10 protein-coding genes are annotated in these 11,762 nt (G+C 63.5%); 2 read left to right on the forward strand and 8 right to left on the reverse strand.

Annotated elements, in window-relative coordinates; genetic code table 11:
• Window positions 1-346 precede the first annotated feature (346 nt).
• Window positions 347-1,042, reverse strand: coding sequence for a YitT family protein (locus tag B5G02_RS04280; RefSeq protein ID WP_241146163.1), 696 nt, complete (start codon window positions 1,040-1,042; stop codon window positions 347-349).
• A 97-nt stretch (window positions 1,043-1,139) separates the two neighbouring features.
• Here B5G02_RS04280 and B5G02_RS04285 point away from each other — a divergent pair, with 97 nt between their 5' ends.
• On the forward strand, window positions 1,140-1,964 hold the full coding sequence (locus B5G02_RS04285; protein WP_019238456.1) for a MerR family transcriptional regulator: 825 nt from the start codon (window positions 1,140-1,142) through the stop codon (window positions 1,962-1,964).
• A gap of 27 nt (window positions 1,965-1,991) precedes the next feature.
• Here the strand turns inward: B5G02_RS04285 and B5G02_RS04290 are convergent, their stop codons facing one another.
• Complete coding sequence (locus B5G02_RS04290) at window positions 1,992-2,558, reverse strand: hypothetical protein (RefSeq protein ID WP_019238455.1); 567 nt, start codon at window positions 2,556-2,558, stop codon at window positions 1,992-1,994.
• A 97-nt stretch (window positions 2,559-2,655) separates the two neighbouring features.
• On the reverse strand, window positions 2,656-4,134 hold the full coding sequence (gene ffh, locus B5G02_RS04295) for a signal recognition particle protein (RefSeq protein WP_094335320.1): 1,479 nt from the start codon (window positions 4,132-4,134) through the stop codon (window positions 2,656-2,658).
• A 415-nt stretch (window positions 4,135-4,549) separates the two neighbouring features.
• Here ffh and B5G02_RS04300 point away from each other — a divergent pair, with 415 nt between their 5' ends.
• A complete protein-coding gene (locus B5G02_RS04300) occupies window positions 4,550-5,914 on the forward strand; it encodes a prolyl oligopeptidase family serine peptidase (RefSeq protein WP_241146164.1) in 1,365 nt (454 codons plus the stop codon).
• 172 nt (window positions 5,915-6,086) lie between these two features.
• Here the strand turns inward: B5G02_RS04300 and ftsY are convergent, their stop codons facing one another.
• From ftsY to B5G02_RS10300, 5 genes are all read right to left on the reverse strand, one after another.
• On the reverse strand, window positions 6,087-6,998 hold the full coding sequence (gene ftsY, locus B5G02_RS04305; protein ID WP_019238452.1) for a signal recognition particle-docking protein FtsY: 912 nt from the start codon (window positions 6,996-6,998) through the stop codon (window positions 6,087-6,089).
• Window positions 6,998-10,534, reverse strand: a complete 3,537-nt coding sequence (gene smc / locus B5G02_RS04310) for a chromosome segregation protein SMC (RefSeq protein WP_019238451.1) — start codon at window positions 10,532-10,534, stop codon at window positions 6,998-7,000. Before smc ends, ftsY begins: the two co-directional genes overlap by 1 nt.
• Before the next feature lie 9 nt (window positions 10,535-10,543).
• The gene (gene rnc, locus B5G02_RS04315) at window positions 10,544-11,269 is read right to left on the reverse strand and encodes a ribonuclease III (RefSeq protein WP_019238450.1); all 726 of its coding nucleotides are present in this window, start codon (window positions 11,267-11,269) and stop codon (window positions 10,544-10,546) included.
• 3 nt (window positions 11,270-11,272) lie between these two features.
• Window positions 11,273-11,518: an acyl carrier protein gene (locus B5G02_RS04320; protein ID WP_019238449.1), complete on the reverse strand. Its 246-nt coding sequence runs from the start codon at window positions 11,516-11,518 to the stop codon at window positions 11,273-11,275.
• 158 nt (window positions 11,519-11,676) lie between these two features.
• On the reverse strand, window positions 11,677-11,762 hold an 86-nt coding region (locus B5G02_RS10300; RefSeq protein ID WP_428843242.1), incomplete at its 5' end, for an IS3 family transposase.

Below are 11,762 nucleotides of genomic sequence, written 5' to 3' on the forward strand. Positions count from 1 at the left end.
CCGAATGCTTGCGGAACCCATTCTAAAGCAAGGCGACGCGTTGCGCGCGAACGCTCACCAGGCGCACACAATGGCGTGCCGCGGCCGCGCAACCATGTTCGAGCCCCGAATCTGTGTGGGATTCCAAGCAGCCGAAGTAGAGCCGCATGTTAGGTGAACGCGAACTGGGGTTTTGTCCTCAGATTCTGGCGGCTACTCGAGGTGTTCTCATTTCCACACAGTATCGAGGCTCGAACCTATCTGAAGCCCAGTCGCAAGCACGAAACAGGGCGCCACCGGACGGCCTCCCGCCCGATGACGCCCCGAAAACGCTCCCCTTGGCACACGAAAACCTCGCGCGCACTCGTTACGCCGGCGCGAGGCCGTCCTCTCCCTCGTCGACGGGAGCCTCGTCCCGTCCGAACCCCACGATGACATCGATGAGCGGCGACGAGATGAACACCGTCACGAGCGAGAACGCGATCTTCGTCACGGGGATGTAGGACAGCGAGAGCAGAAGCACCGAAAGGTCGCTGAAGAGGTAGCAGCGCGCGAGCTTGAGCCCGGTGAGCTTATGGATGGAGAGCGCGAGCGCATCGTCGCCGCCGGCAGACGCATTGCTGCGCACCACAAGCCCGGCGCCCACGCCAATGAAGATGCCGCCCGCGATGGCCGCGAGCAGCGGATACGCTGAGAGGTCGGGGAACAGGTGCGGCAGGTGCTCCCACAGGGCATAGAAAAGCGCGAGCAGCACGCTCGCCACGGCCGACCAGCCCAGGAAGCCGGCGCCGAGCACGAAGAACCCGAGGATGTAGCAGACCGCGTCGAGCAGCGGCGAGGCGATGGAGGCATCGATGCCGAACCAATGGTTGAGCAGGAGGATGCCGCCGAGCACGCCACCCTCGGTGATCCCCACCACCTGGTGGATGTTATGCATGCCAAAGGTGAGGATCGCGCAGCCGAGCGCGATGGTCGCGAAGCGCCGCAGCAGCTCGCGCGGGCTCGCCGTCGCCCGAAATTCCTTCAATTTCCGTTGTGCCGTCCTCAATACCCGGGAGAACATGGTTCTCACTCCATCAATCAATCGCTTCGTCCCTAACCGAGTGGATAGGGTAAACTCTGGTACGATACCAGGGTCAAGCGACCAACGTGGAGGCCTCATGGATTCACCGCGCATCAAGGACAGCTATACCATCAGCGAGGTCTCGCGGCTCTTCGGCATCGGCATCGATTCGCTGCGCTACTACGAGCGCCTCGGCATCCTCGCGCCGGCGCGGGCGGCGAACGGCTACCGCATCTACAGCCTCTCGGACATGTACAAGCTCGCCTGCATCAAGGAGCTCAGGAACCTCGGGCTCGGCATGGATGCGATCGGCGCATACCTCGACCGGCAGGACCTCGAGAGCACCGAGCGCCTGATCGCCGACGAGACGCGCCTCATCGAGCAGCAGATCGCGAGCCTTACGGAGCGCAAGGCGGCGCTTGCCGAGCGGCAGGCGCGCCTCGATGCCGCCCGCGACGCCGTGACCGGCGAGGTCACCGTCGAACACATGCCGCTCCGCCGTTGCGTGCAGCTCTCCGGCCGGCTCGAGCGCGACGAGGAGATGGACCTCTTCATCTCGCGCCTCCATCGCCGCTACGACGAGCAGCTGCCCCTGCTGGGCACAATGACGGTCGGCGCGTTCTTCGACCGCGACGCGCTTGCCGCCGGCCGCGCAGACGTGTTCGGATCCGTGTTCTTCGTCATCGACGACGCTCAAGTGCCCTGCGACTTCGAGCTGCCCGCCGGGCGCTACCTCACCTACCGCTATCGCGGCCCCTATGCGCAGGATGCCGTGGCGTTGCAGCGGCTCGCGGAAGCGCGCGGCACGGACGGCCTCTGCGCGGACGCCTCCCCCTTCGAGATCTACGAGATCGACAACCGCGACACCGTGCGCGAGGACGAGTTCCTCACGCGCGTCGAAATTCTTCAAGCAGCCGAATAGCCCGCAGAACGGCGCACACGATACGCACTAGGATGCGTCCAGTCCTTCGAGGGCGACGGTGAGCGCCGACTGCGCCCGGACGAGTCGCTCGGTATCCCAGGAGACGTTCTCCCAGGGGTCGTCGCTGTCGAGATCGATGGGTATCCAGACCCACTGGTCGACGTGCTCCACTCCCGGCGCGTTGGTGAGAAACGCGCGCAGCCCCCACTGGTAGGAATCATCCGGCGGCGAGTCCATCACCACGACCCACCACGTCTCCCCGTCTTGCATCCCCTCGCCGACCTCGACCTGCACGGCACGGGTCGGAGTGCCGAAGTAGATGTCCATCTCCTCGAGCAAGCCGTCATCCAAGGGCTCGCAGGACATGGACTGCATGATTGACGCATCGGGAGCAATGGGCGCAGATTGGCTGGATTGCTCGGAACTCACGCGCTCGGCCACATCGTCTGCCGCTTGCATCGCGGTCGAACCGAACGCGTCGGCGATGATGAACGAAGACATCTTGGGGAAGGAATGCACCACGCCATGCGACGCGGGCGCCGACGAGCAGCCTGCAAGGGCGAGCATCAAGAACAGAACGACGAGACCCTTCACCGCAATCCCTCCCTCAAGAACACATGGGAGATGCACCCAGCATAGTGCATCTCCCATGCGCGTCATATAGCAAATAGCTACCGAGAGGAAGGAACCCCTAGAACTTCTTGCCCTTCATCTGCTGCTCCATGGCGCGGAGCATGTCCATGTCCGCGTTCCCGGAGCCGCCGCCCATGCCAGCGAAGGGGTTGCCGCCGCCGAAGCCGGGCATGGCGCCCATCCCGGGCATGCGCATCTTCTTACCCTTCTTCCCCTTCTTGCCCTTCTTGCCGCCCTGGGCCTGCTGCGTCATCGCGCGCATCTTGCCCATCATCTTGTTCATCTCGCCCCACTGCTTCATGAGGTTGTTCACATCGGTGGGGGTGGTGCCGGAACCGCGCGCGATGCGGGCGCGGCGCTGGCCGTTGATGATCGAGGGCTTCAGGCGCTCCTTGGCGGTCATGGACTGGATCATGGCCTCGATCTTGTCGAGCATCGACTCGTCGAAGTTGCCGCCCATCTGGTTGAGCATGCGCTGGCCGCCGGGCAGCATGCCGATGAGCGACTTCATGCCACCCATCTTCTTGAGCATGCGCATCTGATCGAGGAGGTCGTTCATGGTGAGGCCGTCGCGCAGCATGCGCTCGGCGTCCTCGAGCTTCTGCGCGTCCGCGACCTCCTGCGCCTTCTCGATGATGCCCACCACGTCGCCCATGCCGAGGATGCGCTTGGCCATGCGGTCGGGGCTGAAGACCTCGAGTGAGTCGGGCTTCTCGCCCATCGACACGAACTTGATGGGCTTGCCGGTGACAGCACGCACGGAGAGCGCGCCGCCGCCGCGGGCGTCGCCGTCGAGCTTCGAGATGATCACGCCGTCGAAGTCGGTGCGGTCGGCGAAGGTCTGGACGACGTTCACGATGTCCTGACCGGTCATGGCGTCGACGACCATGAGCACCTGGTCGGGCTTGACGGCGTTCTTGATGTCGACCGCTTCCTGCATCATCTGCTCGTCGATCTGCAGGCGGCCGGCGGTGTCGACGATCACCACGTCGCGCATCTTGTCGACGGCCTCGCGGATGGCGCCCTGGGCGATCTCGACCGGGTGCGCGCCGTCGCCGCGGAAGACCGGCACGCCGATCTCGCCGCCGAGCGTGGCGAGCTGGTCGGCGGCGGCGGGGCGGTAGACGTCGCACGCGGCGAGCAGCGGGCTCTTGCCCTGCTTCTTCAAGAGGTAGGCGAGCTTCACGGCCGCGGTGGTCTTACCGGAGCCCTGCAGGCCAACAAGCATGATGACGTTGGGGATGCGGCTCGAGAGGACGAGCTTGCTCTCGGTGGAACCGAGGAGCTCCACGAGCTGGTCGAGCACGATGCGCACGACGTTCTGAGCCGGGGTGAGCGAATCGAGCACCTCGGCGGTGAGGCAGCGCTCCTTCGTGGCGGCGACGAAGTCCTTGACCACCTTGAAGTTCACGTCCGCCTCGAGGAGCGCCATGCGGATGTCGCGCATGGCGGAGGTGATGTCGGCCTCGGTGAGCTTGCCCTTGCCGCGCAGGCGGTCGAAGGTGTCGTTCAGGCGGTCGGAGAGGTTGTTGAACATGGGGGCTCCTATCGGCTCTCGCAGCTTCGAGTGGGTTGCATGCCTGGACAGCGCGCTACCCAGACAGTCCTCGCCGCTCCGCGGCTGCGGAACTCACGATGATCTGTGCAGGCATGCAGCCCTGCGCAGAAATCCGTACTCGTGGCGGGTACTCAGACGGTTTAATTGTACCGCAGGGGGTGACGATGGAACCGTTCCTGATCCATATTTTGGCGGGGCGAGCAAGCCCTCACTATCTCTCGGAACACACATTTCGTTATATCTCATGCCAGCTTTACCGCTTGCCACGTTAAATCATCCATTCACCGGTATTAAAAATAGGACAAGACATATAGATAAGACTGGTATTAAGATTCAAGACAACGTATGCATACGATTAACAATCAAGGAGGTCTTCAGACTCAAGGAGGCACATATGCCCTCAATCTCACGCAGGTCGTTTATCGCAACAGGAACGGCTGGAATGGCCTTGGCAATCGCCGGTTGTTCGTCTGGCGCTGCGACTGGTTCGCAGGAGACTCCCTCGAGAAACGTGGCCGCAACCCAATCGATCGTCGTCGAAGGTTTTGATTGGGGTCCAAACGTCACGAAAACCGTGATCGATTTTGGTAACGAAATCGACCCTGAGACGATAAGCGCTGCTGCATTTACCGTCTCTGATCGTCGACAAGATTATGTCGACGACCCCGATGCTGCAGATGGCGTCGGCATCGTGGAGCACGATCGAACGGTTTCCGATGCCTACCCCAGCGACGAAAAGGGCAATAAGGTCGAGGAGGGTTCCCGCTATGTCACTCTGGAAATGGCAGTCGGACCTTCGGATGGCAACTGTCAGATTTGGCTCGACTCGAAAAGCATGAATTTCTGGAGCGATCCCTATGAGCTTAACATTGCGCTCAGCGATGACGCCGCCCTCGCGTTTGCTGATGGCACACCGGTAGAGACGCTTGAAGTCTCGACCGAAGGGCTCATAGATTCGATGTACTGCCCGGTCATGGATCTTTTCACGTCTGAGTCCTTCGAAGCAAGCGACGGAACAGCACTCACCTACGCTTCCTTCGAGCCAGAAGCGGATGATCAGAAGCACCCGCTCGTCATCTGGCTCCACGGCGCAGGCGGCGGTGGCACCGATGTGAGGATGGCGGTCTATGACACCAAGTGCACATCGCTCGTTCAAAATGACTTCCAGGAAAGCATGGGCGGCGCATACATCCTCATTCCGCAATGCAATGGCTTCTGGCTCCAATATGAAGGCATGGGCGACGCTGACGTGCTCGATAATCCCGGCACCGACTCGATCTGGAAGCCTGCGGTCCTGGAGCTCATTGACTCCTACGTCGAGGAGCATCCCGATATCGACCCCGGTCGCATCCTGGTAGGCGGTTGCTCGAACGGTGGCTACCTCACGCTCGACCTCGTTTTCGAGCGCCCGGACTATTTCGCCGCCGCCTTCCCCATCAGCGAGGCGTACAAGGATTCCGGTATTACCGACGAAATGATCGAGTCGGTCAAGGACATCCCGATGTGGTTCGTCTACACGCATGCAGACATCGTGGTCGACCCCACCATCTACGAAGATCCTACGATCGAGCGCCTCGAGGCAGCAGGAGCTACCGATCTGCACGTCTCGGCATACGACGACGCAACGATTCTCAATGGTGAATTCGCGGGATATACCTTTGAGCAGGGCCACGAGGCATGGATTTACTTCTTCAACGGCGAATGCACCGATGAAAACGGTCTCGACATGTGGGACTGGCTTGCGAGCGCTGCAAAGTAACGCCTCATAATCCACCGGACGCAATGAAGTGCGGGGTGCACGCATCACACGTGCACCCCGCACTCACGCCAGCCATCGGGGACGGGGGTTATTGGCTGGCGGCTTTGTCGGCTCGCCGGTTGGTTCGCCAGCCAATAACCCCCGTCCCCGATGGCTGGCGAAGACGCACCGCTTACGCTCCTACGAGGGCGCGGCAGAAGTCGTGGGCATCGAACTCTTGCAGGTCCTCGATACGCTCCCCTACGCCCACACGGTAGATGGGAAGGCCGAGCTTAGAGGACACGGCGAGCGCGATGCCGCCCTTGGCGGTGCCGTCGAGCTTCGTCAAGATGATGCCGTCGAGGCCGAGTGCCTCGTTGAACTCAAGTGCCTGGTTGAGGCCGTTTTGTCCGGTACCGGCATCGATTACCAGCACGACACGTACGGGCATGGGGCCGGCAGCGCACTTCTCCGCGCGCTTGCGCGTGACATTCACGACCTTTGCAAGCTCGCGCATAAGGTCGCTCGAGGTGTGCAGGCGCCCCGCCGTATCGATGAGCACGAGGTCGGCGTTCTGCTTGTCGGCCTCATCGAGCACGTCATAGCACACGCTCGCGGGGTCGGAGCCGCGGTCGCGCTTCACCACGGGCACCCCCGCACGCTGGCCCCACACATCGAGCTGTTCGATAGCGGCAGCGCGGAACGTGTCGGCCGAACCGATCACCACACGCTTGCCCGCCTCGTGCGCGGCGCTCGCGATCTTTCCCACGGTCGTCGTCTTGCCGGCGCCGTTGATCCCAACGAAGAGCACGCATGAGGGAGTCTCGCGAAACGGATCGACCTCGATGGACGTGAAGCGCTGCTCGAGTTTATCGGCGAGCGCCTCACGGAGCTGGTCGGCGGTCTTCAGGTTCTTGCGCGCGGCAAGGTCGCGCAGATCGTCCGAGACGTCCATGGCGATCTCGGCACCCATGTCGCCCATGACGAGCGTATCCTCGAGCTCTTCCCAGAAATCTTCGGTGACCTCGCCGCCGAAGTAGAAGAGCTCGTTGATGGCCTCGCGGCTGCGCTCGAGCCCGCGCGCGAGCGCGTCAAACAATCCCATTATGCATCCACGACCTTTCCTGTTGCGCGGTCGAGCTTCTGGCTCACCACACGGCTCACGCCGTCTGCCTGCATCGATACACCGTAGAGCACGTCAGCGTCCTCCATGGTGCGCCGCTGGTGCGACACCACCAAAAGCTGCGTAGAGCGGCGCAGCACATCGATGGCGTCGAGCAGCTTGGAGAGATTCGAATCGTCGAGAGCGGCCTCGACCTCGTCGAGCACATAGAACGGCACCGTACGCGTGCGGTACACGGCGAAGAGCAGCGCGAGCGCCGTGAGGCTCTTCTCGCCACCGCTCATAAGCGTCATCTTCGTGATGCGCTTGCCGCGGGGCTGAGCCACCACCTCGATGCCGGTCTCGCTCGGATGTTCGGGGTCGGTCATCTCGAGATGCGCCTGACCTCCCGGGAAGAGCATGGCGAAGACCTCGCGGAAGTTCTCGTCGACCTTCTCGAAGGTGGTAAGGAAGGCGGTGCGCATCTTGCGATCGATCGCAGCGCTGATCTTCGTGAGCGACTTGCGCGCCGCCTCGAGATCGGCGAGCTGGGCGGCGATGTAGTCCGCGCGCTCGCGCAGGCGCTCATATTCCTCCATAGCGACCTGGTTCACCGGACCTAAGTTGTTGATCTGGCGCACGAGGTCTTGCAGCTCGCGCATGCACGCATCGCGATCTTCGGGCTCCGGCAGCATGAGCGCTTCTTCGAGCACCGTCGTGCCGTCGGCCGTGATGGCCTGAATCGCGCTTTCCACCTGCACCTCGAGCTTGCCGCGTTCAACCTGCACGGAACTCTGGGCAGACATCGCTTCGTCGACCTCCGCCTTCGCAGCGGCAACCTCGGTCTTGGCGTCCTCGATGGTCTTCTTGAGCGAAGCGGAATCGGCCTCCTCAAGCGATGCCTGGTCGCGCAAGCGCGCCGCCCACTCCGTCGCGCGCTCGGATAGCGCGGTGTAACGATCGTGTAGCGGGTCAACGCGTAGACGCAGCACCTCGAGCGAACGAGCCGCCTGCGTCGTGGCACGGATACGGCGATCGAGTCCCTCGAGGCGCCGCTCGAGTTCGGGCACGCGACCCTCGAGCGAGCGGACGCGCTCCGAAGCCTGGGCACGGCGGACGCGGGCGTCGCCAAGCTTGGTGGCAGCTTCCGCATCCTCGCGACGCAGACGATCGAGCTCATCGGTTGCTTCAGCGATTTCCTGGGCGAGCTCACCGGCCTTCGCCCGTGCCTCATCGCGGGCGCGCTCGAGCTCCTCGGCGCGCGGGGCGGCGGCGCGTGCCTGCTCGGCAACCTCCGCACGTCGCCGCTCGAGCTTCGAATACTCGGCCTGCGTGCTCACGAGCGACTGCTCGAGTCTGCCCGTCTCCTCACGAGCGGAACGAAGCTCACCCTCGAGCTGGGCGATCTCGCCTGCAGCATCGCGCTCCGCAGCTCGTGCCACATCGAGCGCACGCTGGCCTTCCACCACGCGCGCCGAAGCCTCATCGAAAACCGTGGAAAGATCGGGCTCGATATCATCGAGCTCGCGGATGCGGCGCTTGCGCTCAAGGATGCCCGCAGACGAATCCGCCTGCTTGCCCAGGCGAACGACGCCGCTCGCACCCACGCGCGCCCCATCCCGGCTCACGTAGACGACGCCGGGGACAACGGGGGCAGCGAGCGCTTCCACGAGCGAATCGACGAGATAGACATGGCCGAGAAGCGACGAAACAGCCTCAAAATAACCCTCGCGTACGCGAATGAGGTCCAAAAGGCGGCTTCCGGCGGCGTCGGGAACGGCATATGCACCGGCGCTATCCCGCGCGATGAGCGTGGCGGTACCCGAAACGTCCTCCTGGCACAGGCCTGCCTCCCCTGCCGCACGCATGCGCTCGCGGTTGTCGAACACGAGCGCCTCGACATCGCTTGCAAGCAGCTGCTCGACAAGTTCTTCAAGCTCTGCAGGCACCTCGATCACATCGCCGAGACGCGCTTGCACGTCGAGCCGGTCATCGCGTGCGAGCGCGGCGGCGAGCGCCGAGGACTCCCCCATGCGCTCGTCGAGGCGCTTCAAGCTCGCGAGCTCGGAGCGCACCTCGGAAAGGCGGCCGCGCGCCTCGGTTTCCTTCGCACGGAGCTCCTCGAGCGCGCGCTCGGCGCTGCCGCTCGTCTCACGAGCCTCGTCGAGATCAGCCCGCGCGGAAGCGAGCAGCTCCTCGAGCTCCTCGATACGGCGTCGGCGCGCCTCAAGCGAAGCCCTCACGTTATCCGCGCCCTCCTGGATCTGCTCCAGGCGCGAGGCGAACATGGAATCTTCCAGTTCAGCATTGGAAAGCGCCTCGCGCGCGCGGGCGAGTCCGAGCGTGGCATCGTCTGCGGCGCGCTGCGCCTGGCGCTGTTCGCGCGTCGAGGTGGCGATGCGTTCGTCGAGCTCCAAGCGGCGCTCATGGGACGCCCGCGCGGCGGGCTCGAGCTGCGCCACGTCGTCTTCAGCCACAGCAAGCGCAGCCCGAACCTCGTCGAGCGCGGCACGCGCCTGCTCGAGATCCTCGCTCACACGGCGGCGCTGGTGCTCAGAGCCAGAAAGGGTGCCGCGCATCTCGGAGAGACGGCTCACCATGTTGTGACCCTTCTCCTCCAAAAGGCGCATGTCGGAGCCCAGGCGACCGATGATGTCCTGCATTCGCCGGCGCTGCTCACCGAGGTCGCCCACAAAGAGGCCTTTCTCCTCAAGCAGCACCTGGAGCTTCTCGAGCTCCCGCTCCTTCTCCGCTAAACGAAAGCGCGCGAGCTCGAGGGCAGCATCGCACTCCTTGGCGCGGTGCTCGCAGCCCTCCCATTCGCCACGCAGGCGCCTAAGCTCGTCCACCGCAAGGATGCGGGTGAGCTCGTTGGCGCGCTCGGTGAGGTCGCGGTGACGCCGGGCACGATCCACTTGGCGCTCGAGCGGACGAAGCTGGCGCGTGATCTCGCGACTGATGTCACGGGCACGCGTGAGGTGCTCGTCCATTGATTTGATCTTGCGAGCGGCGCGTTCCTTGCGGCGCTTGTGTTTCGAAATGCCCGCCGCCTCCTCGATGAGCGCGCGACGCTCCTCCGGCCGGCTCTGCAGGATGGAATCGAGCTTGCCCTGGGAGATGATGGAGTGGGTGTCCTTGCCCAAGCCAGAATCGTGCAAGATATCTTGGATATCCATGAGACGACAGGGGCTCTGGTTGATGAGGTACTCGCTCTCTCCGGAACGATACATGCGGCGTGTGATGGCGACCTCGTTGAAATCGACGGGCAGCACGTGATCCGAGTTGTCGAGGACGAGCGTGACCTCTGCCACGCCCACGGGCTTGCGCGCCGACGAACCGGAGAAGATGACGTCCTCCATGGCCTGACCGCGAAGCTGTTTGGCGCTTTGCTCTCCCAGTACCCAAAGGATTGCGTCTGAGATGTTCGATTTACCCGAACCGTTGGGGCCGACGATGACCGTGAGGCCGGGTTCGAACGACATGTGGGCGCGGTCAGCGAACGACTTGAAGCCCTTCAGGGTGAGTGACTTGAGGTACACGGCCGCCCCTTACTTGAACTTCTTATTGAGAATGACGCCGCCGGTGGTATAGCCCATGCGCTCAAGGGCATCAAGCGCCGCAGCGGCTTCCGCCTCTTTCTTGGAGGAACCCGTCCCCTTGCCCTGGCGCGCGCCGTCGACGAGCACCACGGCGGTGAATACGGGCTCGTGCGCAGGGCCGGAGGTATCGACGAGCTTGTAGGCAGGCGACACCTTATGGTCTCGCTGCACGCATTCCTGCAGGTAAGACTTGGGGTTGGTGGGATGCTCGGCGCGATCGGCGGCAAGGTGCGGCTTTAAGGTGCGTATGATGAACGCCTCTGCTGCCTCCCAGCCGCCGTCGAGGAAGAGAGCTCCCACAAGCGACTCGTAAACGTTCTCGAGCGCGGAGTAAAGGCCGCGGGCACCGGTGCCGGTCTCGGAGGCGCCGAAGATGATGCAGGTGTCGATGCCGAGCTCGCGGCCGACCTCGGAAAGCGTCACGCCGGAAACGAGCGAGACCTTGAGGCGCGTGAGACGACCTTCATCGAACTGGGGATAACTCTTGTAGAGCGCGAGCGCCACGACAGAACCCAGGATCGAGTCGCCGAGGAACTCGAGCCGCTCGTACGAGGCGTCGACCGGCTGGCCCTCCACGGCGGACGGGTGGGTGATGGCGCTCTGCAGAAGGTCGCGGTCACGGAACTCGTGGCCGCAGATCTCCTGCGCGAGCGCGAGCTTCTCGGAAATGCGCAAGGCCTATGCCCCCTGCTGCGTGGCCACGATGGCGTCGATCGCGTCGGACATGGACGCGATCGAGAGCAGGCGCTCCTCGTCCATCTCGATGTCGAACTCATCCTCGATGGCGGTCACGAGCTGCAGGCGCTCGAGCGAGTTGGCGTCCAGGTCGTCGAAGGTGGTCTCCTCGGTGATCGAATCGACATCGATGCCGAGCACGTCGCTCGCGATGTCGGCGACCTTCTGGAACATCTCGGTGCGGTCCATGTTGCTTCTCCTCTCGTCGCCGGAGACCCGGCGTGGATAGTCTCCCTCGATTCTACCCCATGGCAGGAACTCCTGCTGAGACAATGGGGACGGGTTCGTTTGACTCACTGAGTCAATTGAACTGCACCCCAAAACTTGGACGCGTTAAATCATAACCGCTAAGCGGCCTCGCGGAGGGCCAGCTCCCGGAACTCCGCCGGGGTCAGGCCCTTCAGCTTGACCTGCCGCCTCACGTGGTTCCAGT

The organism is [Collinsella] massiliensis (assembly GCF_002161605.1).
Taxonomy (GTDB): domain Bacteria; phylum Actinomycetota; class Coriobacteriia; order Coriobacteriales; family Coriobacteriaceae; genus Enorma.

What these genes read in the sequence shown, in the direction of transcription:
- B5G02_RS04280 (WP_241146163.1), bottom strand. Translation starts at nt 1,042, where the DNA reads ATGTTCTCCCGGGTATTGAGGACGGCACAACGGAAATTGAAGGAATTT.
- B5G02_RS04285 (WP_019238456.1), top strand. Translation starts at nt 1,140, where the DNA reads ATGGATTCACCGCGCATCAAGGACAGCTATACCATCAGCGAGGTCTCG.
- ffh (WP_094335320.1), bottom strand. Translation starts at nt 4,134, where the DNA reads ATGTTCAACAACCTCTCCGACCGCCTGAACGACACCTTCGACCGCCTG.
- B5G02_RS04300 (WP_241146164.1), top strand. Translation starts at nt 4,550, where the DNA reads ATGCCCTCAATCTCACGCAGGTCGTTTATCGCAACAGGAACGGCTGGA.
- ftsY (WP_019238452.1), bottom strand. Translation starts at nt 6,998, where the DNA reads ATGGGATTGTTTGACGCGCTCGCGCGCGGGCTCGAGCGCAGCCGCGAG.
- B5G02_RS04320 (WP_019238449.1), bottom strand. Translation starts at nt 11,518, where the DNA reads ATGGACCGCACCGAGATGTTCCAGAAGGTCGCCGACATCGCGAGCGAC.